General features: G+C 65.6%; 21 protein-coding genes and 1 pseudogene. 8 read left to right on the top strand and 14 right to left on the bottom strand.

All coding sequences use genetic code 11. The features are described 5' to 3' along the window. Window positions 1-372: 372 nt before the first annotated feature. Window positions 373-945, bottom strand: coding sequence for a hypothetical protein (locus AC0IXR_RS01150; RefSeq protein WP_471759450.1), 573 nt, complete (start codon window positions 943-945; stop codon window positions 373-375). Between the two features lie 623 nt (window positions 946-1,568). On the opposite strand from AC0IXR_RS01150, the gene AC0IXR_RS01145 reads away from it, so the two are divergent. The 3 genes from AC0IXR_RS01145 to AC0IXR_RS01135 all read left to right on the top strand — a co-directional run bounded on the left by AC0IXR_RS01145 (window position 1,569) and on the right by AC0IXR_RS01135 (window position 4,045). Further along, on the top strand, window positions 1,569-2,522 hold the full coding sequence (locus tag AC0IXR_RS01145; protein WP_471759449.1) for an MBL fold metallo-hydrolase: 954 nt from the start codon (window positions 1,569-1,571) through the stop codon (window positions 2,520-2,522). A gap of 311 nt (window positions 2,523-2,833) precedes the next feature. After that, window positions 2,834-3,592 (top strand): SDR family oxidoreductase, encoded by a 759-nt coding sequence (locus AC0IXR_RS01140; protein ID WP_471759448.1) that lies wholly within the window; start codon window positions 2,834-2,836, stop codon window positions 3,590-3,592. 12 nt (window positions 3,593-3,604) lie between these two features. Then, window positions 3,605-4,045: a hypothetical protein gene (locus AC0IXR_RS01135; RefSeq protein WP_207410998.1), complete on the top strand. Its 441-nt coding sequence runs from the start codon at window positions 3,605-3,607 to the stop codon at window positions 4,043-4,045. A gap of 3 nt (window positions 4,046-4,048) precedes the next feature. Here AC0IXR_RS01135 and AC0IXR_RS01130 read toward each other — a convergent pair whose 3' ends face one another. Beyond that, window positions 4,049-4,948 carry a sigma-70 family RNA polymerase sigma factor gene (locus AC0IXR_RS01130; protein ID WP_471759447.1) on the bottom strand — a complete coding sequence of 300 codons (900 nt, stop codon included), beginning with the start codon at window positions 4,946-4,948 and terminating at the stop codon, window positions 4,049-4,051. Beyond that, window positions 4,935-5,330 (bottom strand): hypothetical protein, encoded by a 396-nt coding sequence (locus tag AC0IXR_RS01125; RefSeq protein ID WP_461229090.1) that lies wholly within the window; start codon window positions 5,328-5,330, stop codon window positions 4,935-4,937. Before AC0IXR_RS01125 ends, AC0IXR_RS01130 begins: the two co-directional genes overlap by 14 nt. A 681-nt stretch (window positions 5,331-6,011) precedes the next feature. Between AC0IXR_RS01125 and AC0IXR_RS01120 the strand changes: the two genes are divergently transcribed. The 4 genes from AC0IXR_RS01120 to AC0IXR_RS01105 all read left to right on the top strand — a co-directional run bounded on the left by AC0IXR_RS01120 (window position 6,012) and on the right by AC0IXR_RS01105 (window position 10,648). Next, window positions 6,012-6,557: an RNA polymerase sigma factor gene (locus tag AC0IXR_RS01120; RefSeq protein ID WP_461229089.1), complete on the top strand. Its 546-nt coding sequence runs from the start codon at window positions 6,012-6,014 to the stop codon at window positions 6,555-6,557. A gap of 207 nt (window positions 6,558-6,764) precedes the next feature. Next, the gene (locus AC0IXR_RS01115; RefSeq protein WP_471759446.1) at window positions 6,765-7,772 is read left to right on the top strand and encodes a FecR family protein; all 1,008 of its coding nucleotides are present in this window, start codon (window positions 6,765-6,767) and stop codon (window positions 7,770-7,772) included. 83 nt (window positions 7,773-7,855) lie between these two features. After that, a complete protein-coding gene (locus AC0IXR_RS01110; RefSeq protein WP_471759445.1) occupies window positions 7,856-10,426 on the top strand; it encodes a TonB-dependent siderophore receptor in 2,571 nt (856 codons plus the stop codon). Beyond that, on the top strand, window positions 10,427-10,648 hold the full coding sequence (locus AC0IXR_RS01105; protein ID WP_471759444.1) for a hypothetical protein: 222 nt from the start codon (window positions 10,427-10,429) through the stop codon (window positions 10,646-10,648). A 379-nt stretch (window positions 10,649-11,027) separates the two neighbouring features. On the opposite strand, the pseudogene AC0IXR_RS01100 reads toward AC0IXR_RS01105, so the two are convergent. After that, window positions 11,028-11,127: pseudogene (locus tag AC0IXR_RS01100) on the bottom strand (integrase core domain-containing protein); the annotation flags it as partial. 244 nt (window positions 11,128-11,371) lie between these two features. After that, window positions 11,372-12,361 (bottom strand): zinc-dependent alcohol dehydrogenase family protein, encoded by a 990-nt coding sequence (locus tag AC0IXR_RS01095; protein ID WP_471759443.1) that lies wholly within the window; start codon window positions 12,359-12,361, stop codon window positions 11,372-11,374. Between the two features lie 126 nt (window positions 12,362-12,487). Here AC0IXR_RS01095 and AC0IXR_RS01090 point away from each other — a divergent pair, with 126 nt between their 5' ends. Next, the gene (locus tag AC0IXR_RS01090; protein ID WP_471759442.1) at window positions 12,488-13,372 is read left to right on the top strand and encodes a LysR family transcriptional regulator; all 885 of its coding nucleotides are present in this window, start codon (window positions 12,488-12,490) and stop codon (window positions 13,370-13,372) included. A 266-nt stretch (window positions 13,373-13,638) separates the two neighbouring features. Here AC0IXR_RS01090 and AC0IXR_RS01085 read toward each other — a convergent pair whose 3' ends face one another. The 9 genes from AC0IXR_RS01085 to AC0IXR_RS01045 all read right to left on the bottom strand — a co-directional run bounded on the left by AC0IXR_RS01085 (window position 13,639) and on the right by AC0IXR_RS01045 (window position 23,268). Then, window positions 13,639-14,391 (bottom strand): TerC family protein, encoded by a 753-nt coding sequence (locus AC0IXR_RS01085; protein WP_311275916.1) that lies wholly within the window; start codon window positions 14,389-14,391, stop codon window positions 13,639-13,641. 150 nt (window positions 14,392-14,541) lie between these two features. Continuing rightward, complete coding sequence (locus tag AC0IXR_RS01080; protein WP_471759441.1) at window positions 14,542-15,513, bottom strand: tripartite tricarboxylate transporter substrate-binding protein; 972 nt, start codon at window positions 15,511-15,513, stop codon at window positions 14,542-14,544. A gap of 66 nt (window positions 15,514-15,579) precedes the next feature. Then, window positions 15,580-17,085 carry a tripartite tricarboxylate transporter permease gene (locus tag AC0IXR_RS01075; RefSeq protein WP_056428081.1) on the bottom strand — a complete coding sequence of 502 codons (1,506 nt, stop codon included), beginning with the start codon at window positions 17,083-17,085 and terminating at the stop codon, window positions 15,580-15,582. Between the two features lie 15 nt (window positions 17,086-17,100). Continuing rightward, a complete protein-coding gene (locus tag AC0IXR_RS01070; RefSeq protein ID WP_419953593.1) occupies window positions 17,101-17,766 on the bottom strand; it encodes a tripartite tricarboxylate transporter TctB family protein in 666 nt (221 codons plus the stop codon). 710 nt (window positions 17,767-18,476) lie between these two features. Further along, window positions 18,477-19,610, bottom strand: coding sequence for an FAD-dependent monooxygenase (locus AC0IXR_RS01065; RefSeq protein ID WP_471759440.1), 1,134 nt, complete (start codon window positions 19,608-19,610; stop codon window positions 18,477-18,479). 144 nt (window positions 19,611-19,754) lie between these two features. After that, a complete protein-coding gene (locus tag AC0IXR_RS01060) occupies window positions 19,755-20,168 on the bottom strand; it encodes a DoxX family protein (protein ID WP_471759439.1) in 414 nt (137 codons plus the stop codon). 250 nt (window positions 20,169-20,418) lie between these two features. Continuing rightward, the gene (locus tag AC0IXR_RS01055; protein ID WP_419953590.1) at window positions 20,419-20,760 is read right to left on the bottom strand and encodes a hypothetical protein; all 342 of its coding nucleotides are present in this window, start codon (window positions 20,758-20,760) and stop codon (window positions 20,419-20,421) included. 103 nt (window positions 20,761-20,863) lie between these two features. Beyond that, on the bottom strand, window positions 20,864-22,750 hold the full coding sequence (locus AC0IXR_RS01050; protein ID WP_471759438.1) for a CHASE2 domain-containing protein: 1,887 nt from the start codon (window positions 22,748-22,750) through the stop codon (window positions 20,864-20,866). Then, window positions 22,747-23,268, bottom strand: a complete 522-nt coding sequence (locus AC0IXR_RS01045; RefSeq protein ID WP_471759437.1) for a FecR domain-containing protein — start codon at window positions 23,266-23,268, stop codon at window positions 22,747-22,749. Before AC0IXR_RS01045 ends, AC0IXR_RS01050 begins: the two co-directional genes overlap by 4 nt. Window positions 23,269-23,275 lie beyond the last annotated feature (7 nt).

Raw genomic sequence — 23,275 nt, 5'->3', positions numbered from 1 at the left:
GCGGTGGTATGGCCGACGCCACGGATCTGGTTGCGGGAAAGCCTTCTCAGGAGAATGAGCCGAAACTCTCAAAAACCGACGGAGACACAGCTCTGACATATGGAGCCGGAGGTGCCGACGTAGGCTGGATCGTCCCGCTATTAGTGGTTGGCTCTCTACGCCCAATCTCGGTCAAGGAGTTAGAGCCGCGCACCACTGGTTCCAAGGTTGCAGGCGTAGCAAGACGATCACGTTCAATGTGATTGTACATTTGTCAGGCACATCTGGACGCGTTGAATTGGGAGAAGTGAGCTTAGAATGCGCTGCGAGCGGGCGTGTTCCGGCTGGTATGCCTGGGTCTGGTGTCGCACCGTCACATGGTCAAGCTTCAATCTACTGCCCGCTAAGAGATGGTCCGCCCGAAGTCCCACCGGTGCCGGGCGGGCTGCTGGTGAGCGTGCCGCCGATATTCACGTCCGGCGTGCTGCCAGGAACGGAAGCCGGGCTCGGATTGCCCGGAATAGCATCGGCAGGACGGCCCCTCGCACCGCTTGCCCGCGGCACCGGACCCGGCTCCATGGATGGCGTCATGACGCCAGTGTTCCCAGCCCCGCCGGTGGGAGCCAGCTGCTCGGCGAAAGCCGGCGCGGTCAACAGGACAGCCAGCGTAGTCGTGAGAGCGAGTTTCGTGAGGGTCATGTGTCCATCCGTGCGGCTGAAGTCGATCAGCAACGGCCGGCGGTTCGGAAGGTTCGGCGCCGCTTCGACGAGAGAGCCGTAGGCTGCCCTCGCCGCGGACACCGACAAATCAATGTCGAGCGCCGTGTGCTTCTCATCGCCGGCACCGACGCGGCCGGCATCGCCGGTGCGGAGCGCCGCTGCCGCGAAGCGGAGGGCGCCGCCGTCGGCGGCCTTGGCGGAACACGACGCTGTCCTCGCACGCCAGCGGCCCGGCGTGATGGGCATCCTTTTCAACGACGGCAAGGGATGCAGGGAACAGGTCGGCATCCGTCCCGCTATCCGGGCGAGCGACGTCGCGACGACGCTTCGACTGACCCTGGCCGGGGCGGGCACCTCCCGAGCCTCATCGCCGCCCGTGACGTCGAAGGGGGCCTGCTCGTCCGGGTTCGCGGACCGTGGGCCACCACGGGCGGGGCATCGAGGACAGTGAGTCTGGCGGGACGGAATTTGCCGGAACGCGTACGCCTGTTCCCCGAACATGTGCGCACCGAAATCTCGAAGCGGTTTTCCTTGGAATCCACGCAGCGATAGAAGATCCGGGCAGCGAGTTTCTCACGGAAGCCTCTCGTCGCCCTCGCGTGCGGACGAGCCCCCGACTCCTCTGCGGGGAATGAGACGCGCCCATACGTGGAAACCCGACGCTCGGTACCAGCTTCGAAGCTTCTTATTGGTCGGAAGAGGGACCGTCCGCTCCAGAGGGGAAGTATCGAGGAGAACCGTTCATCCAGAAGCGATGAGTTCGAGGCCTCATCGCTCATGTCACATCTGCCGACCCAGTCTCGTCCCTGTGGCATGACGCGCGTTTCTTGATCCTAACGAGCCAGATGCAAGCGCGTCCCACGAAAGGGATGACGATGACGACTGCAGTGACAACCAATACCAGACGAACCGATCCGGGATATGCTGGCGCTCCACCTGTGGGGGCTGAGGAGTTGGTGCCCTCGCGCTACGCGGTGCGGATCGGTGAGATCGACGTGCTGGTCGTCAGCGACGGAGTGCTGCCGCTCCCGACCAAGATGTTGGGACACAACGTCGAGGCGGCCGAGAGGGCGACTTGGCTGAACGACATGTTCCTGCCGCCGGACGCGTTCGACTGGTCGCTGAACGTGGTCGTTGTCCGCAGTGGCGGCCAGACCATTCTCATCGACGCCGGATTGGGGCTGGACCCGAACCTCAACCTGCCGCGGGCCGGGCAACTGGTCAGGCGATTGGAGGCCGCCGGTATTGATCTCGCGGCCGTGACCGACGTGGTGCTGACCCACATGCACATGGACCATGTCGGCGGGCTCCTCGTCGAGGGAGTGAAGGAGCGGCTGCGCCCGGACCTGCGGATCCATGTGGCGGCCGCCGAGGTCAAATTCTGGGAAGCGCCCGACTTTACTCATGTCGACATGCCACAGGGGTTCCCGGACGCGCTTCGGGCGGCCGCCAAGCGGTTCGCGCAGGAGTACCGCAGCCTGTTGCGGCTGTTCGATGAAGAGCACGAGGTCGCGCCGGGGGTGGTCGTCCATCGCACCGGTGGCCACACTCCCGGGCACAGCGTGGTCCGCCTGGCATCCGGCGGCGACCGGCTGACATTCGCCGGCGACGCCGTGTTCACGGTCGGGTTCGAGCACCCAGACTGGCACAATGGCTTCGAACACGATCCCGAGGAGGCGGCTCGCGTTCGCGTCAGGCTTCTGCGGGAGCTGGCGGCGACCGGTGAGCAGTTGATCGCCACGCACCTGCCGTTCCCTTCCGTCGGTCGGGTCGCGGTCGATGGCGACGCCTTTCGGTGGGTTCCCGTGTTCTGGGACTACTGAAGGCATGGGGTCAGTGCCGACCCGGTCGCCCGTTCGAACCATGGTTCGCGCACGCATGATCCATCCGCAATGGCCGCTCCTCGGGATCCGTCCCGAGGAGCGGTTTCCATGGGATCACGCCGTCCCGGCACGCCCGAACCGGGACGGATTTTCTCCGAGGCCGCGCCCGTCGCGAGCATCCCACATGGCGAGCCCTCGCCGGTCCCGAGTCGGACGCATCGATCGTCCGCGCCGATGTCACACCGCGAGGGGCATTCCTCGTCATGACGGCGACCGGTCCCGATGGGACTTGAGACAAGATGGAGCGTCACATGAAGATCGTCGTCATCGGCGGTACGGGGCTGATTGGCTCGCAGGTCGTCACCATTCTCAAAGCCGCCGGCCACCAGGTCCTTGCGGCGTCGCCGAATACCGGCGTCAACGCCGTCACGGGCGAAGGCCTCGCGGATGCGTTGCGGGGCGCCGGCGTGGTGGTCGACGTCGCCAACTCACCGTCCTTCGCCGACGACGCGGCAATGGACTTCTTCGTTCGTGCCGGACGGAACCTCGCGGAGGCCGAGAAGAATGCCGGCGTCACCCACCATGTCGCGCTCTCGGTCGTCGGGACCGAACTCTTGCTCGACAGCGGCTACTTCCGCGCCAAGCTCGCCCAGGAAGAACTGATCGCCTCGGCGGGCGTGCCGTGGACGCTTGTCCGTGCCACGCAGTTCTTCGAATTCGTCGCGGCGATTGCGGAGGCCGCCATCGTCGACGGCGTTGCGCGCGTCACCTCCGCGTCGATCCAGCCGATCGCATCGGCCGATGTGGCCGCGAAGGTCGCCGAAATTGCCCTGGCGCCGCCCCGGAACGGCATGATCGAGATCGCCGGCCCTGACCGGCTGCCGATGGCCGAATTGGTGAAGCATCACTTCGACGGCATCGGCGAGACACGCGACGTCATCACGGACGACACCGCACCGTATTTCGGGGTGGTCCTTGGAGGGCCTTGGCTGACGCCCACCGGGGACGCGTGGCTTTCGCAGCGGCGCTACGGCGACTGGCTGGCGGCGCAGCCGAAGCGCGTGGCCTGAGGCTCCCCGCCGGTGGATGCGGCCTATATCTCAGCGCTGTCCGCGCTTGCGGGGTCGGCCATCGGCGCGATGGCCTCCTTCGCGACCACATGGTTGACGCAGCACAGCCAGGAGCGCGCGACGCTCCTGGTGCAGGATCGCGCGCGACGGGAGGCACTCTACGGCGAGTTCATCCGCGAGGCCTCGACCCTGTTCGGCGACGCCTTCGAGCATGACCTCGACGACCCGGCCAAGCTGGTCAACCTCTATGCCATCGTGAACAAGATCCGGCTCTTCGGAGAGCCGGAGACACTCGAAGAGGCCGAGCGTGTCATGCAGCGCATCGGCGAGACCTATTTCGCTCCCAACAAGGATCTCGCCGCCTTCTCGGACATCCGCCATGCCAGGGACCTCGATCCGCTCTGCGCGTTCTCGATCGTCTGCCGCAGGGAACTGGCAATCGCCCGCCGTTGAGGCTCAGTGAGACACCGGCGCTCCCAGCATCCCTCCGAACCGCATGGCCATCCTCTGGAGCTTGTCCGGATTGCGGGTGAAGTAGATGCCGACGATCAGTCCGGCCTGAATATCCAGGGCGACGGTCTGGAGCATTCCGCCCGGCTCCAGGCTGACATAGCCCGGCAGGCCATCGATCCAGAGGTCCTGCAGCTTTTGGGCATGCTGGATCCACGATTTTCGCGCGGCGCCCTCGAACATGCGCGTGACCTTGTCGATGCCGACGATGGGCCGCGGGAATGCATGCACCTTTCCGCCGCCGTCCGAGTGCACGACGACGGCATCGGCGAGCATGCTGCGCAGGGCCGCGACGTCGCCTGTCGCCGATGCCTCGAAGAAGGCTTTCGCGATCCGCGCACCCTCCTCCCTCTCGACCGGAAAGCGCGGGCGGGCGGACTGCACGTGCTTCCTGGCCCTCGCGGTGAGTTGACGAACCGCCGGCGGCTCACGCCGGAGCGTGACCGCGACGTCCGCGAGCGGGACCGCGAAGACATCGTGCAGGAGAAACGCGGCCCGCTCCAGCGGCGAGAGCCGCTCCAGGGCCAACATCAGCGTGAGTGTCAGGTCGTCGCCCGGGTCTTCGTCCGGGGCCATGGCGACGGGCTCGGGCAACCAGGTCCCGAAATAGGTCTCGCGCCGTACCCGCGCGGATTTCATGACGTCCAGGCAGAGCCGCGTGACCGTGCGTGACAAGAAGGCACCGGCCGAGCCGACCTCGGCATGGTCGACGCGCCGCCAGCGGAGCCAGGCGTCCTGTACGACATCCTCGGCCTCGCCGATGGACCCGAGCATGCGGTAAGCGAGCCGGACGAGCCGCACCCGCTCCTGCTCGAAGACGAGGGTCGGATCGTCAATGGTCGGCATGGCGGAACGACCAGATGCTGAGGGCGACCGCAATAAGCGCAGGAAGTGTCACCGCGGGGAAGTCGCGAGGCAGAACCTCCGGTCCGCAAATGCCGACGGCCACCTCCCAGACATGGAACAGCGCATGGCCCGAGAGCCAGGTCGCACCCATGGTCCAGAGCAGGACACGCGAGCCGGGTCTCACGACACCGTACACAAATCCCGACCCGATCAGCACGAAGATCAGGCCGATATCTCGCAGGAAGTGCTGATTGAACGGGCCTGTCGAGGTCACGCCCGGCACCGCGAAATACCAAGCCTCGGGTGCGGCGAGCATGTAGAGGCCATTGCCGATCAATCCTGCGCCAAGAAGGCCAGCCAGCAGCCGAATAGCTTTGGTCATCGCACTCTCCCCACGTGATTGGTCAGTGTGGGTGACGACGCGCCAAGGCCGGATGTGACATGGGATGGGTCTTATCCCGGCACTTTCATCGGCGCCTTCGGTCTTGCACGGCGCACCTCACTGAATTCGAGTCGGCTGCGCTGATGTTCGAGTGTCGGGAAGTTTGAGCGTGCCGCGAAGAGATTCGGCCGCTGTAGCGCGGGCATGATCGCGTTGGTTTCGACCAGTGATTTCGATCGTTCCTGCGATGTCGGCAGGGGCAATGCGGCATCGAAGCAGTGTCAGGCATCCGGTTGCAAGGACGCCTCACCGCAGCCTGTTTCGACGCACGACGAACGGGCAATGGAGTTGGGCTGGACGGGGATCTGCCTCCGAGAAGTGGGCGCAGGAGGTAAGGCGATGCGTCACTGTATGACATCACTCGGGGGCACACGGAGTAATCGCCGCAAATCCATTTGCGCTCCGTACAATGAGCCTCCTCGGTGAGACGATCGAGGAGCGCATCGATGTCGTAGCTGCGTACGCTCCTTGTATGGCGGCGGATTGATTATTTCATTGTATCAATTCTAATATTGATCACATCACTGCTCTGTGTGAATTGCCTCTTGTGTGTGTATCGGAATTTTGCAATCCGATCCTTTACGCGCATCTGTTCCAGGATGCTTTAACTCGGCACTCGAAATGCTCCGCGTTTCCCGAACGCAGTCCGAACAGGAGTCCCGGCTAGGCATACTTTATCGCACCCATCGCGAGGCACTTTTGCGGTTTCTCGGTCGGAAGGTGGGTGTTCACGAAGCCTCCGATCTCGCGCACGAGACGTTTCTTCGGGTGGCCCACGTCGCCCTGGACGATCCCCCGCTGCAGAACGAACGCGCATTCCTGTTCAAGGTCGCGGCGAACTTGGCGATCGATCATCGGCGAGCCGAGGCACGTCGGGCACGCCTGCTCACCGCGGAGGACATTGCCGCCCATCTCTCGGTGCCGGATGACGCACCGGGACCGGACCGGGATGCGAAGGCACGTGCCGATCTCCGCCGTCTGACACAGGCGCTGTCCGAGTTGCCGCCTCGCCGGGCGACCGCGTTCCGTCTCAGCCGGATCGAGGGCATGAGCCATGCGGCCATAGCCACGCATCTCGGTGTTTCGCTCCGCACGGTCGAATCGGAGGTTCGGATGGCACTGGACCATTGCGCCGAGCGCCTACGGATCGGTCACCATGGACGCTGATTGCGGGGCGGCACGGGCGGAGGCGTCTTCCATCGTAACGGCCCGCAACCGAGGGCCTGTGTTGCAGAGTCATGCCAATAACCGGCGAAGGCTCCGAGCATCCGGTCGGATAGGCTGTCTAAGCCGTCGCTCCGGGAGAGTAGCCCTTGCACGCCACAGTCTGGGAATGCTCTTGCGGCGTGTCCACGAGGAGAAGGCACGAAGGCTATGATGGCCGGGGATCACGACCGGGAACTCGGATCCGGCGACGCGGCGGCCGTCGAACGGGAGGCTCGTGCCTGGATCGTGCGGTTGACGTCCGGGACGGCAACGCATGCCGATGCGGAGGCCCTTACCGCCTGGCGCACGCGGCCCGAGCACGATGCCGCTTTCATCGCGGCCTCAAAGCTGTGGCGCCAAGCCGGTATCGCGCTCCCGAAGCAGGTCGCACCTGCCCTTGTCCGCGAGGCACCGCGTGACATCTCCCGCCGCCGGATACTCCGGGGGGCGGGGCTGGGAATCGCCTCGGCCTCCATCGCCGCGAGTGGGGCTGCCTTCCTGGCGAACTGGCCCGAACTGAGCGCGGATTTCCGAACCGGCACCGGAGAGGTACGGACGATCGATCTGCCGGGAGGGGTCCGGATCGAACTCGATGCCGAAACCGCTCTCGATGCCGGGACGGCTGAACCCGACACTTTCGTCCTGCATGCGGGAGCCGTCGCCGTCACGGTCCCCGCCAATGCGCGTCCGATCTCCCTGACGGTCGGTCCGGCGCATGTGGCCGCGCGTCCCGGGATGGCGACGGAGTTCGTCGTTCGCTGCCGTCCGGCCCAGGGGCTTACCGGCTGGACCGGCGGGACGGACGCCGAACTCTCCTGCATCTCGGGCTCTGTCGAAGTGGTGGCGGAACCGGGCGCGCCGCCGACGGTGCTGGCCGCCGGCCAGGGGGTCGACACGAAGCGTGGGGCGCGGGACATTCATTCCATCGACACGGCGACGACAGCGGCGTGGCGGCGCGGCCTTCTCGTCTTCCGCGACACGCCGTTGTCTCAGGTCGTCAATGATCTCAACCGCTACCGCCCCGGTCGGATCGTGCTGGGCAGTTCGGCGGCCTCCGCCCGGCGGGTGACGGGCATCTTCCACCTGTCCCGTCCGGAGGAGGCACTCACGAACATCCGCACCGCCCTCGCTCTCTCCGAATTCAGGCTCGGCGACCGGCTCGTCATCCTGCGCTGACCCGTCACGGACTTTTCTTGCGGGGTGACGGGCTCCGCAGCGTCTCAGGAATCAGACGGGCGATCACGACCCGTCGCACAGCGGTGGCAAGCCGCCTTGAGACGATGGGGCTGATGACGGTGCGGCGTAGCAGACAAGACCGGGGACGGGACCAGTACCGGATGGCCATTGGATTGAGCGGTCTCGCGACATTGGTCGCCGCCATGCCGGCTCCGGCTTCGGCGGCGATCGAGCATGCCGGCCCGGCTGCAACGATGGGTCGATTACATCTCGTCCAGGCATCGGCACTCATGCCGGCCCAGGACGCGGCGATCGACTTCGCCCTTCCCGCCATGCCCCTCGACGAAGCGCTCGCGGCCTATGGCGCGGCCAGTGGCGTTCAGTTGATCTATGACAGCAGCGCCACCCAATATCTGCGCTCGGTCGCGGTCGTCGGACGCTACGACCGTGCCGAAGGACTGCGTCGGCTCCTGGCCGGCACGGGACTGACGCCCCAGTTCACCGCCGAGCGATCCGCCACCCTCCTGCGCGTGGTGGCACAGGCCGGTATCGTCGCCCCGGATCAGGCCGGGGCCGTTGCCCTCGACATGCTGGAGGTGTCGGGCGAGAACGCCATAGGTCCCGTCCACGGCTATGTCGCCCGCCGCAGCGCAACCGCGACCAAAACCGGAACGCCGATCCTGGAGACCCCTCAGGCCATCAACGTGGTTGGGCGGAAGGAGATCGAGGACCGTCAGGCCCAGAGCGTCAGTCAGGCCCTGCTCTACACGCCCGGCGTGATGAACCAGTACGGCACGGATGTGCGCTATGATTGGCTCTACGTCCGCGGCTTCGTGCCGGGCCGCTACCTCGATGGATTGCGGTTGCCCTTCGGAGCCCGGGGCTACTCGCAACCGCGTGTCGAATCCTATGGTCTCGAGCGTGTCGAGTTGCTGAAGGGGCCATCGTCGGGACTGTATGGTCAGAATTCCCCAGGGGGCCTGCTCAACCTCGTGAGCAAGCGCCCGACGGCGACACCTCTGCGTGAAATCCAACTCCAGACCGGCAGTTTCGGGCGTGCGCAAGCCGCCTTCGACCTGTCCGGGCCGATCGATCCTGAAGGCAGGATCCTCTATCGGCTGACCGGTCTGGCCCGCACCACGGGAACGCAGCTCGATTATCTCGAGGAAGACCGCGTCTTCATCGCGCCGAGCCTCACTCTGCGGCCGGATGCCGATACGTCCCTGACGATCCTGTCACAATATCTCAACATCGATTCGCCCGGCGGGGGAGCGCCTCAGGGCTTGCCCGCCCTGGGCACACTCTACGCGAACCCGAAGGGCCGCATCCCTACGAAACGCTTCATCGGAGAGCCGAATTACGACCGGTTCAAGCTGCAGCAAGGCTTCATCGGATACGCGTTCGAACATCGCTTCAACGACGTCTGGACCGTCCGGCAGAACCTGCGTTACTCGCATGTCGACGCCAATACCCAGCGTGTGCAGGCAATCGGCCTCGGCGCCGATAACAGCACGCTCTCCCGCTACGCCTGGGCCTTCCCGGAGCGGTCGGACCTGTTCAACATCGACAACCAGGCCGAAGCCCGCTTCTCCACCGGCCCCTTCGCGCATACGCTTCTCCTCGGCGCGGACTACCTGCGCGAGGATGCCCGGTACGATGAGTCCCAGCTCCGGATCGTGCCATCCGTCGACGTGTTCGCCCCGGTCTATGCAGGCACGGTCACGCGTCCCCCGCTCGGTACGCGGATCACCCAGGGACGAAACCAGACCGGACTCTACGCGCAGGACGAGATCCGCTTTGGCGGCTTCCGCCTGACCGTCAGCGGGCGTCAGGACTGGGCCGACGCGGTGACCCGCACGACGAATGCCGCGACCGGCGCACTCACGCGAGTGAAACAGGATGACGCTGCCTTCACGGGCCGCGTCGGGCTGAGCTATCTGCTGGATGGCGGATTGGCGCCTTACATCAGCTACGCCACCTCGTTCCAGCCGACGGCCGGTACGAACCGCGCCGGTCAGCCCTTCGCACCGACGGAGGGTGAGCAGATCGAAGGCGGCATCAAGTTTCAGCCGCCCGGTACGAACCTCCTCATGACGGGAACGGTATTCGATCTGACGCAGAAGAACGTTCTGACACCGGACCCGACGGATTTCCGGTTCAATGCACAGACCGGCGAGGCCCGCGTCCGCGGCGTGGAACTGGAGGTCAAGGCAAGCCTGACCGAGAGTCTCGACCTGATCGCCTCCTACGCCGCCATGAACAGCGAGATCACCAAGGCGAATGCGAACGCGGCCGGGGCAAGCATCATCGGGAACGAACTCCCCTTCGTGCCCCAGCACCAGGCATCGGCTTGGCTCGACTACACGTTCCGAACGGGCGATTGGGCCGGGCTCGGTCTCGGGGCAGGCGTGCGCTACATAGGCGCCTCGGTGGGGGACAACGCCAACCTCTATCATATCCCGGTCGTCACCCTGGTCGACGCGGCCGTTCGGTATGATTTCGGCTACCGCTATCCAGCGCTGAAAGGCGTGGATCTCGCCGTCAATGCGACGAACCTGTTCGATAAGACCTACGTATCGACCTGCATCGCCGCGACCGGCTGCTTCTACGGCAATCGTCAAACCGTGCTGGCGACGCTGCGCTACCGTTGGTGAATGGCTGAAGAGGACCCAGTCCCAAGCAAAACGGCATTGCCGCTTTGCTTGGGACTTATCAAATTTTGCCTGCTGGCTGAATTTGAACATTTTGACGAAAGCGCAAAGATTATCTGCTTTGCGCTATTCGTTTGGCAAATCGCGGCAATCTGCGTTGCTGCACGCGATCATATCGGCATCCACGCGGCCGAATATCCCTCGCCATTGTTCAATGATGCCTGAACGTTGCAGTCGTTGGCCTGTATAGGAAACGAAGCGGCGAGGAACCATTTCGCACACGATGCGATCGTCGGCGCAGGCCCCGTTTGCGTAGGCCGGCGGGACGTAGGCGACGCCAGCCTTCCCAGACATCGTAATGCGCTGCCACCAAGACAGCGCGACTTAGAAGTCGGTCCGCTCGGTAGTGAAGTACTGGCCATTTTCGACGATGCTAGGATGCGCCGCCCAACTTGAATATGGGAGCATCCTCCGTAATCGGCACCATTGCGCCACGGCCTGCCCCATCTGGTGGCCCAAGTACAAAGTTAGCGCATCAGCGGCCGTGTGACGATGGCGGGGCGAGCGAACGGCGCTGAGCTGCTTGGCTCTTCTGACCAGATGACGACCTCTGGCGCTGGCGGGTGGCAGCCGACCGACGAGTGTGGACGGATGCTGTTGTAGCGCCTCCGCCATAGCTCGATCACGACGCTGGCCTCCTTGAGTAATCGGCAGATGAATAAGCTGGCAGAACGAGCCCGGGCCGAATTGGGCTGCTGGATGGTTAGCCCAGTCGTCGCAATCATCCTGGACGTCCGCAAGCGGACGCGTCCCCCATAGGCGGCCCTACCGAGCCCTCGCGCCGCGGCTAGAGCTGCGCCCGACCACGTTGGGTCGGGACACATCTCTAAGCCTCTGTTTGCCGCGCTCTTTTTTGCCGAACCGGCATCCACTTCGGCGGAGAGCGCTCTAGACCGTAACGACGATCTTTCCGATCTGCTCGTTGCTTTCCATGAACCGATGCGCCTCGGCGATGCCATCGAGTTTGAAGGTTTTCGCGATGACTGGCTTGAGTGCCCCTGACGCGAGGCCCTCGACGATATACACTTTGGCCTTCCGAAGACGCTCCGGGTCCTGGGTGATCTCGAAGAGTTGGTAGCCGCGCACGGTGAGGTTCTTGCCGAGCAGCGACAGGACCGGGATCGTGATGGGCGTGGTGTCGAGCGCGCCGTACTGAAAGAAGATCCCGAGGGAGCTCAACGCCTCAAGGATCTTACCGACCTCCGGTCCGCCGACCGGGTCGAAGGCGACGCGAGCGCCCTTGCCGTCCGTGATCCGCCTCACCTCGGCGACGAGGTCCTGCTCCTCCGTGGCGATGACATGGGCGGCACCATGGGCCAGGAGTTCGTCGCGCTTGTTGCTGCGCCGGGTCAACGCAACGGGGGTGGCGCCAAGCGCCTTTGTGATCTGAATGGCGGCGAGCCCGACGCTGCTGGACGCAGCGCGGATCAGCACCGTCTCGCCGGCCTTCACGTCCGCGATGTCGATCAGCGCGCCGTAGGCGGTCGTGAACATCATCCAGGCGGCGGCCGCCTCCTCCCAGGACAGCGTCTCCGGGTGCTTCACTACACCGGTGGCCGGTGCGTTCACGAGTTCGCCGTGCAGGCCGTACTCCCCCAGCATGAAGCAGGGAATTACACTGACGGCATCGCCCAGCGCGAGGCCATCGACGTCCGGTCCGAGAGCTTCGACAGTGCCGGCGGCCTCGTACCCGAGGATGGCCGGGAAGGTCGGCTCGGTGACGTACTGGCCGGTCCGGAACATCACCTCGGCGCGGTTCAGACCCATCGCCTTGACCCGGATCTGGACCTCGCCGGCCTTCGGCGCCGGTACCGCCACGTCCTCGACCTTGAGGACCTCGGGGCCCCCGATTTCATGGAAGCGTACGATGCGCGTCATGGGTTGTTTCCTGTCGTGGGCGCCATTCCCGCGGATCGCGGATGGGCTGGTGTCTCGAACCTAAGGACGGGCGACTGCTACGATAACCTGCTAGTTTCTGCGCGCGGTGATGAATGGAAGTGAACAATGCGCGCGAGCGAGCTCGGTGAGATGTCGACCTTCCTGGCCGTTGCCAAGCATCGCAGCTTCCGGAAAGCCGCAACTGAGCGTGGCGTCGCTTCCTCCGCTGTCAGCCATGCAATCCGCAGCCTTGAGGAACGCATCGGCGTTCGGTTGCTACAGCGCACGACCCGATCCGTTGCTTTGACCGACGCAGGCGAACGCTTTCTCGCCGAACTCGCACCCGCCTTCGACCAGATCGCGAGGGCTCAGGAGAGCCTGAACACCTTCCGGGAGACGCCGTTCGGCATGGTCAGGATCAACCTGCCAACCTCGATTGCCCCCTTCCTGCTGCGCGACGTCCTGGTTCCGCTGACCGAGGGAAATCCGGGTCTGCACCTGGACGTCGTGTCCACAGACCGCTTGGTCGACATCGTCGAGGAAGGTTTTGACGCCGGCATCCGGTTCGGCGAAGTGCTATCCCGCGACATGGTTGCCATCCGGATTGGCCCGGTGCAGCGTCTCGTCGTGGTGGGTTCGCCGGATTACCTGAGCAAGAACTCTCGTCCAGAGCATCCACGGGACCTCGCACGGCATACCGGCATCCGATACCGCTTCCCCAGTGGCAAGATGTTCAACTGGCGGTTCGAGCGCGACGGCGAGGCCATCGAGGTCGAGGTCGATGGTCCTATCACCCTCGACGACCAGCAACTGATGATCGAGGTGGCCGCCAAGGGAGGCGGCCTCGCCTACGTCTGGGAGGATCGCGCCAGACCGCACCTCGACGCCGGGACACTGGTCCTGTGCCTGGAGGAATGGTGCCCCGTGAAGGGAGACCTGTTCCTCTACTATCCGAGCCGACGGCATGTCTCCGGAGGTCTTAGGGTCTTGATCGACCGCATGCGGATCTGATCGAACGATAGCCGACTGACGGCAAACCACCCGACCTTACCGTTGAGCGAACCGGCGGTTGGTGATTGAAAACAACAACACCCCGCCCAAGCTGGTGACGTTGACCACCTGAGTTACCGTAGTCTTTACCTTACGGCCAAGCGCATCAGCCCTGCGCCTTGAAGACGAGGCTTTTCTCATATCGGCGATCTGTCCTGCTGACGCCGGAGACAGTCGTGCGATGCACCGGAGAGGTGACGCGAAGCTCTTTCTTTCTCGTGCTTCTTTCAAGTCCCGAGCATGTCCGCCTCTGCCCTGCCCACGGCCGCTGCCTGTTGCTGCGCGACGGCCCTGTCGGATCTGCGCTTGAGACGGAGGCCGATGGCAATGACGAGGGTAGCGCCGAGCACACCTATCGCGTGCGGGACCAAGCCCTGCAGGGTTGGGGGCATGAGCGCAACCATGTGCTCTTGAACGAGCCGATCCGTCGCGATCATCTCGCCGGCCACCCAACCCAACAGCCCGCCGCCGAACCAAATCAGGATCGGGAACCGGTCGATCAGCCGGGTGATCAGGCTGGCGCCGACCACAAGCAGCGGTACCGAGAGGGCCAGGCCGATAATGAAGAGTTCGTCGTGTCCCTTGGCGGCGCCCGCCACCGCGACGACGTTGTCGAAGCTCATCACGGCGTCGGCCACCACGATGGTCCAGATCGCCTTGGGCAGGCTGGAATGCTCCTTGATGGCGCTCTCATCCTCCTCCTCGCCGCGCACGAGCTTGACCGCGATATGCAGCAGGATGAGGCCACCGGCCACCTTCAGCAGGGGCACCGCCAGCAACTGCGAGATGATGACGGCGAAGACGATCCGCAGCAGAGCCGCCGCGAAAGCGCCCGCAAACACGCCGATCCGCCGCTGCCGCTCGGGCAGGCCGCGGCAGGCCATGGCAATGACCACCGCATTGTCGCCCGACAGGATGATGTCGATCCAGACGATCTGCAGGAGCGACAACAGGAAGGAGGAGGTGAGGTAGGATTCCACGTCGAAAACGCCTCTGCTGCTCCGGCTCGGCGAAGCGATCGAGCACTCGGCAGGTGCCCATTGTCCCGCCTGCACATGCGCAGACGGGCACCTCGGATTGTCGGCAGAGCCGGCAATCCCCCCAAGGAGATACCGGCTCTGATCGCGGGTTCAGGGATTGGCTTCGACGGCGGAGCGGAGCACGGGGGTCCACCGCGCCACCTCGCGTTCGACGAGCGCCTGCAGAGCGTCCGGGCCGGCCTCGGCATCCTTCGGCACCGTGCCGCCGAGATCGAGGATGCGCTTCGTCGTGCCCGGGTCCTTGAGCGCCGTCTCGAGAGCCGCCACGAGTTTGGCCCGGACATCCGCCGGCAGGCCTTTCGGCGCGAACACGGCGTTCCAGGCGCTGACCTCGTAGCCGGGCAGGCCGGCCTCCTTCGTTGTCGGCACGTCGGGCAGGCTCGGGGAGCGCTCGGGCGTCGCGATGGCATAGGCCTTGATCGTGCCGCCGGCGATCTGCGGGGCGACGTTGACGATCTGATCCGTCATGAAGTCGACCTGGTTCGCCATCAGGTCGTTCAGCGCAGGTCCCGTGCCGCGATAGACGACGAGCGTGGGTTTGGCGCCGGTGAGCGAGTCGAAGAGCACGCCCGTCGAATGCGAGACCGAGCCGACGCCCGCATGGGCCTGGTTTATCGAGGGGCCGCCCGCCTTGATCGCCTCGATGAAGCTTTTGAGATCCTGCGCCGGGAAGCCCTTCTTGGCGACGATGACGATCGGCGTGCCGGCGGCGAGGCCGATGGGATCGAAGCTCTTGGCCGGATCGTATTTCAGGCCTTTGAACAGGGCCGGTGCCGCGCCATGCGTGCCCATGTGGCCCATCATGATGGTGTAGCCGTCGGGCGAGGCCTGTGATGCACGGGTGATGCCGGTGGTGCCGCCGGCTCCGGTGACGTTCTCGACAACGACCTGCTGGCCCAGCGCGCGGGACATAGGTTCGGCGACGATCCGCGCCACCACGTCGGTCGGTCCACCGGCCGCGAAAGGCACCACCATGGTGATCGGACGCTGGGGATAGGTATCGGCTGCAGCGCTGACGGCGGCGAGCGCCGACAGGAGGCCGATGGCGAGAGCCCTTCTCATATTCCTCATCCTTTTCGTTTCTGGTTATCGTGTCGGCCGTCGAAGGACGCCGAGGCGTCCGCTCCGTCAGGCCTCCGTGAACACCTCGTCCCGGCTTCGCCGCAGCGAGGGCAGCAGCGCCGCCGCCAGGATGGTGAAGGCGACGAGGAACAGCACCGCGCTGACCGGGCGCTCGAGGAACACCAGGGCGTCGCCGCGCGACAGGGTGAGGGCACGGCGCAGGTATTCCTCCATCAGCTTGCCCAGGACGAAGCCGAGTAGCAGCGGCGCGGGCTCGAAGCCGAACTTGATCAGCCCGTATCCGAACACTCCGAAGGCCGCGATCAGCATCACGTCGGTGGGCAGGGAATTGATCGAGTAGATGCCGATCGAGCAAAACATCAGGATCGCGGGGAACATCAACCGGTAGGGCACCTTCAACAGGCGCACCCAGATGCCGACGAGGGGCAGGTTGATGACGAGGAGCATGAGGTTGCCGATCCACATCGACGCGATCATGCCCCAGAACAGGTTGGGGTTCTTGGTCATCACGCCGGGGCCCGGAACGATGCCGTGGATCGTCATCGCGCCGACCATCAGCGCCATCACGGCATTCGGCGGAATGCCGAGGGTAAGGAGCGGGATGAAAGCCGTCTGCGCCCCGGCATTGTTGGCGCTCTCCGGACCAGCCACCCCTTCGATGGCGCCGCGCCCGAAACGGCTCGGATCGCGAGCGAGCCGCTTCTCGATCGTGTAGGAGGCGAAGGGGCCGAGGACGGCGCCATTGCCGGGCAGAATGCCCAGGATCGACCCGATCGCCGTCCCGCGCAGAGCCGAGGGTGCGGCCTGCCGAAGATCCGCGAGACTGGGCAGCAGGCGGCCGATCCGCGCCCGGGCGATCTCACGGGTCTCGGTCTGGTCGAGGTTGCGCAGGATCTCGGCGACCCCGAACAGGCCCATCGCCAGGACCGAGAAATCGACGCCGTCGGTAAGGAAGACGAGGCCGAAGGTCATGCGCTCCTGGCCGGTCTCGAGGTCGGTGCCCACGGCGGCGAGCAGGATTCCGACCAGGATCATGGCCACGGCCTTGAGCACGGAGCCGTGCGCGAGGACGACGGCGAAGGCGAGCCCCATCACCATCAGGGCGAAGTACTCCGCAGGCCCGAAGATTAGCGCGAGGCGCGTCAGCGGTGCGCCGAGCGCCGCGATCAGCAGCGTGGCGACGGTGCCGGCAAAGAACGAGCCGATGGCGGCGATGCCGAGGGCTACTCCGGCCCGCCCCTGACGGGCCATCTGGTGCCCGTCGAGGGTGGTGACGACCGACGTCGCCTCACCGGGGATGTTGACCAGGATCGCGGTGGTGGAGCCGCCGTATTGCGCCCCGTAATAGATCCCCGCGAGCATGATCAGGGCGCCGACGGGATCGAGCCCAAAGGTGATCGGCAGGAGCATCGCGATGGTGGCGATCGGGCCGACGCCGGGCAGCACGCCGATCAGGGTGCCGACGAGACAGCCCAAGAAGCACAGCGTCACGTTCTGCAGGCTCAGCGCGACGGCAAAGCCAAGGCCGAGATTGGCGAGGAGATCCGTCACGTGCCGCGCTCCCGATCAGGTCGACATCGTGTGCGGCGCGACGTCGATCCGACCTCGATGGGTGGAGCGGCGCTGCATGGCGAGCAGGCCGAGTCCCGCCAGGGCGAGGGCGCCGGCCCCGAGCCTCAGCATCACGCGCGACGGGATCGTGCCGCTCGCCGCCTCGATGAGGACGGTGGGAAAGATGGGGATGGGCAGGTTGAGCAGGTCCCCGAACAGCAGCATGCAACCGGCGGTGAGAAGCAGGGCCAGGATCAGAAGTTCGCGAAATCGCGCTTCGGGTGTGGCGTAGCCCCCGATGATCACCGCGAGCGGTCCCGCGATGATCAGGCCGAGGCCGGGACCGGCGACGGGGCCGAGGGAAAAGGGACGGATCGTGACCGCGAAGGCGAGGATCGCCAGCACGACGGTGACCGGGCCGCGCAAGCCGAAGGTCTCGAGGCCCGCGCCTTCACGGACGAGCCCCGTCAAGGCCAGCACGCCGCCGCAGATGGCGACACCGATCGCGACCCAGTGCGGCAGCATGCCCGGCCCCATGGACCCGAGGGTGCCCCGTGGCAGATCGCTTGCGGCCCAGATGCCAAACATCCCGAGCAGAACCAGCGCGATGCCGGCCACGAAGCTCTGCGGCGCAGGCACGATGGACCTTGTCCGCCGCACGCCGTCGGATGCGTCACTCATCGTTTCTCCCCTACGCGCGCCGCCTTCGTTCTTCGGGCGGTCGTCGCAGCGATAGTCAGATCACATGTGTTCCGACGAAGCGTATCCTCGAGGACGGCCTCTGCGCGGTCTGGGCAGCTAACGCTTTCGCTCACACAGAAAAGATAGACCTGAAATCATAGGATCGCCCCTATTGATCGTTGTCAAGAGGCTATGCCCTGAACCGAAACCTCTAAAAGTGGCCATGCGTTAACAATCAACTTGTTTTGCAATCCGATCTCGCGGAGTGAAGCTACGCGGCAGGGCGCGCTTTAATCCATGCTCACCGAAAGATTTTGAGTGAGCGGGCTTCGTTCAACTGTGACCGCTTCCCGACCCGATGGTTCGGCGAAGTCCGCAAAGCAGTCGGATTGTGAAACACCATCGTCGGGTCGATCGGAAACTGCGGCTACAGGTTTCCTTCCGCAGCCGATCCATCCGGACACTCACTCCAGCCTTCGGGCCATCGTTTTTCCATGAACGGTCCTTCTCATGCGAGCCGAGCCATGCGCCGTCTAGCGTGGCTCATCCCCGCATAGGATCGGCATTGCCTGGTTCGCACCGATCACGGTCGTTAGCGGACCGACATATTCGTCTGTCCCGAGGACCCGCCTCCGAAAACGTTCTCCTGGTTCCCACGGTCGGGGGTACGACCCCTCATCAGGGGATGGACGGGATCGCCGGAGCCAGGCTCAGGCCGAGACTGGCGTGCGGAGCGGGGAGTACGTGGCGCGGTAGCTGCGCGGGCCGATCACGGGAAGCAGGAGGTTTCTGGCCCAGCCCGGCATCCGCGCGGTGCGGGACAGGCGATCGGTCATGGCCTGGACATGGGCCACGCGAGGCCGGCGCAGCGCTTCGTAGTGTGCACCCACCGTGCCCCAGTCCGTTCTCTCCGCCAGCAGAGCGCTCAGCACGAGCGCGTCTTCCAGGGCGAGGGCGGCGCCCTGGGCCCAGACCGGCGCGGTCGCGTGCGCGGCATCTCCGACCAGCACCACCCGGTCCCGGTTCCAGCTCGGGATCCGAACCTCTTCGAGGGGGGAGTGATAGAGCCCGCCCGGCTCGGCCAGAACCACATCGAGGGTGTCGCGGACGAGACGCGGGAACGACGCGAAGGCAGCACGCGAGGCGGCCAAGTCCCGCCCCTGTCCGGCAGCCTTGACGACGGAGACCCAGCCATAGACCTCGCCCCGGCCGACGGGGATGAGCAGGAACAATCCGCCCGATCCCGCCCAGAGTGTCCAGGCGTCGAGGCCTGGATTCGGTGCCATGAAGCGCCAGCTCGCCGGGGCCAGCATCGCCGCGTCGGGCGCACGATCGCCGAACACGCTGCATCGGACCCGCGAATGCACCCCGTCCGCGCCGACGAGCAGCCCTCCGGTTTCGACACGTCCGTCCCCGCATTCGGCGGTGACACCGTGCGGCCCCTGCCTGACGGCGGCGACCTCGCATCCGCTTCGGATGTCGTCCGGCTCGAGGTCGAGCGTCAGAAGGCGCAGCAGGTCGGCGCGACGGAGACAATGAGGCCGTGCCGCCTCGCCCCAGAACGCCGTCTCGTCGACGGCGAAGAGGAGGCGCCCGCTCTCGGTACGGTATTCGCGCCGCTGAATGGGTGCGCCGACCCTGCGCAGGGCGTCGCCCAGGCCGAGTTGGCCGAGAGCCTGGACCGCATTGCCCGGCAGGTTGATGGCGAGGCCCGCATCCGCCGGCTCTCCACGCCGCTCCAGGGTGAGCGAAGGCAGCCCGCGCCGCCGCAGCGCCCGCCGCATGGCGAGGCCCGCGATGCCGCCGCCGGCGATGAGAACTCGATCCTCTTCGTTTCTGGCCATACGACTTCGCAATCCTCTTCGCTTCTGCTCAATGCCAACGGTAAGGCTCGGCCAACGGGAAGGCTTGCGATCCTGCTTCTCGCGCAAGTGCATCAAGAACGGATGATGCGAAGCGCTCTTGGAAAAGACCAGATCAAGTCAAGATCAGGACCAGTGGCGGCGTTCGGGTCGCGACGCGTTCATCAAGGGCATCGCGACAAACTCCGCATGACGGGCATAGGCGAGCCCGGCAAGCGCAATCAGCAGCACGAGCGGAGGTAGCATCGTCGCGGCAGGATCACCCGCATACCAGTGGCTGCCGACGGCGCCGGCCATCAGGATGGCGAGCAATGTCGCTCCGGCTGCGGTGAAGCCGCGAACCCAGAGTAATACCGCGCCGAGCAGTTGCAGAGCCCCGATCACGTACATGAACCAGAGCGGGTAGCCGAAGCGCTCGAAGCCCGCGACCTCGAAGGGCAGTGCGGCAAACTTCATGCCGGCCGCAGCTGTGAAGATGAGCGTCAGTATCGCGCGCGCAATGAAGCCGCTGAATGTCTTTCGATCCCATGTCTGTGCCATTGCGGTTCCCCTGTCCAAGTAGAGCTGTCCCCGCCGATACGGTGCCGGACCATGACTCGATTTGTTTTCAACGCGATAGCATTGTCTTTCACGAGGCTCGCGAGATCTCCGCAACGGCCGAGGCCAGCGTGCCGAAACGCGCCCCGTCGTCCCCGCAAGGCGTGATGCGGCGAAGAGAGTGTCCGGGCCGCCGCCGTGCGTACGGCGGCGGCCGTTCTACGGTTCGAAACCTGAAGAGCTTGGCGCCCGATCAGCCGCAGACGCGCTCGTAACCGTCGAACAGGGGCGTGTAGACGGTGCGGCAATCGCCGAAATCGGAGCTGAGAAAGTCGCCGCTTGCGGGAGCGACCCAGGGGAGCCCGCCGAAGCGCTGGCGGAGCCCGCGGTGGTAGAAACGTCGATCATGCCCGAACCGCCCGTACCCGAACCGCCCGTGCCCGAACCCGCGGTGACCGAAGCCTCCATGATGGCCAAAGCCGCCGTGAAAGCCGCCGTGTCTGAACCCGCGGGCATCCGCACTGAGACTACCGGCAGCCAAAGTCGCGAGCGCGAGACCGGCTGCAATCATCATCTTCGTCGAATTTGTCTTCATCGTGCTTCTCCCTGTTGGGGTGGAAGCACTCTGCCCTCGATGATGATTGATCTCTGTGATCTGGGTCACGAATACCTGAGCGTTCGCCTCGACTCGAAGAATATCATGGCGGAGGTGGATCGTGCCGCAGCCAAACCTCTATCGGCTGAGCGCGTCCACGGATGGCCGTAATCTGTTGCTCGTCGAAAATGTCATCCGGTGTATCGATGCCGGCGGCTTTCAGCAGATCGGCGCTCGCGGCGAGGCGTGACGTTCTCTCGGAGGCCACTGCGAGCAGGCGGCTCGCGACGTTGACCGTATCGCCTGTCGCCGTGATGTGCTGATTGGTGTCGCTTCCGAGGCGCGAGAGAATGACCGGCCCGTAATGAGCGCCGATGCGCACATCGAGCGCGCGTCCTGCGCCTGCCAGTTCAAGGTCGCGTGCGATCCAATCCCGGGTGCGTCGGATGAGGTCTTCGGTTGCCCGCACGGCGTTTTCCGCTCGCGCCGGATCGGGGTCCAATGCGCCGAACACGACCATCGCGCCGTCGCCCATGAAGTTGACGACGAGACCTCCGTGTGACGAGGCCGTCTCGTCCACGAGATCGTGGAACGTCTTGAGGATGTTGCGGGTGCGCACCGGGCCAAGGCGCTCGCTCTGGCGAGTGAATCCGGTGAGATCGATGAAGAGCACCGGGATCTCGCGCGCGAGGGGCTCAGCGAGATAAGTCGGGTCCCAGGCGAGACGATCCGCGAGGGCTGCGGGTTGAAGCTGGCGCAGGGCCTGCTCCGATTGCGCCAGCCGCACGCCTCGGTGGCGATCCAGTATCTGCCGCGCCACCGCACACAGAAGCATTGGCAGTCCGGCCGCTGCGACCGGCAGGGCGGCGCTCAACCAGATGCCATGGCTGAAGGCGACGGTGCCCACGGCAAACCACGCAGCCAGCAAGATCAGCCCGAGGATGGTCGCCGGGCCAGGCGGCGCCAGCGCAATCAGAAGCACGGCGGCGCCCGCGAGAGTCACGGCCGCCAGGGCGTCGAGCCGCCGCACGCGGGCATCGCGCACCAAGCTGTCCCCCGTGGTCAGGTGGGCGATGCCGGTCGCCAATAGTTCGACGCCGGGCATCACCGGATCGAACGCCGTGGCAAAGGTGTCGCTGCCTCCGAGTGCCGTCGCGCCGATCACGACGATGCGGTCGCTCAGAGATGCCACCGCTGCCGTACCATCCAGGAGCGCGGCGGCGCTGAGGGTCCGGATCGTGCGCCGCGGCCCATAGGGACGAAGAGGAAGATGATAGCCGAGATCGAGCGGGATGACGGCAGAGCCGATCCGGACCTGTCCCTCGCCCAGGACCGGATCGGTCCGCGCTGCCAGGGCCGCCGCGCGCAGGACGAAAGCCGTGGCCACGCCCTCATCCGTCATCGCAACCAGGGGAAGGTGCCGCGGCACGCCCGCAGCGTCCTCGGACACATTGACGATCCCCGACAGCGCGGTCGCGCCGATCCCCGGTATCGGCCGGTGCACGGCGGTGGCGACCGGGATACCGTCCTCGTTCGTCACGTCGTTGAAAACGGCCGCCGCCGCCAACACGGCAGGCACTTTGGCAAGGGCAGCGGCGAGGGCACGATCCGCCTCCGGCTGGCGCCCGTCTTCCAGGAACAGAACATCCACGGCGAGCGCGCGCGGGCGGGCGGTGGCGATCGTCTCGATCAGCCGCGCCATCGTCGCGCGCGAGATGGGGAAGCCTCCGTCCCGGCGGACGATCTCGTCGTCGATGGCGACGATCGCGATCTCTTCGGGGGGCGCGCGCCGACCGGCCAGCCGCATGCGCAAGTCCGTCATGGCCGCCTCGAGGTGGTCGAGAGGCGTCGCCCGCCCGGCGATGTGCAGATGGGCGAGCCAGCCGCTCCAGCCAAAAGCGGCCACCAACGCAAGGAGGACGAAGTGCCGGGTCACCCGACGGTGGTTCGAGATCGGCTCACGCCCCTGCATCAGGCCCGCTGCTTTCACTGCCCGAAGCGTTCCAGCAAACCTCTGACGCGTTCCTGCGGCCACCGCCGCACGTCCAGGGGCCCCTGGTCCCCGTCGACATCGACGCCCTCACCCGGGGCCAGCGTGACGGAAACGCCCGGCGCGTTACGACGTGCGACGACGACATGGCCGCGAGCCACGAACACCGCCGTTTTGGCGTCGGTCACATCGACGGCGTAGACCGTGCCGCGCACGGAGGCAATCGCGTGGGGCGTGAGGATCTGGAAGCCGCCCTTCCGGGGACGCGAACGGGGCGGCAGGGTCACCAGAACGGCGCGGCCGCCGATCTCGGCGCCTTCCAGTTGCCCGTCGCCGTTCCGATCGATCGGCCGCAGCGTGGCCGACCGCTCGGTTTCCAGTGAAAGACCATCCGTGCAATGCAGGACCCGCAGGGGCGGATCGAAGCGTGTCGTTTCCATGCAGCGCGTTTGGGCAAGGGCGATACCGGGGACGATGCTGGCCGCGAGTGCCGCCGCGACTCGTGCCGGGTTTTTCATGATTTGG

This window comes from Methylobacterium sp. AC832, from assembly GCF_979256025.1.
Note: the sequence above shows the minus strand (reverse complement) of the source record. Positions and strands in the feature narration are given on the sequence as shown.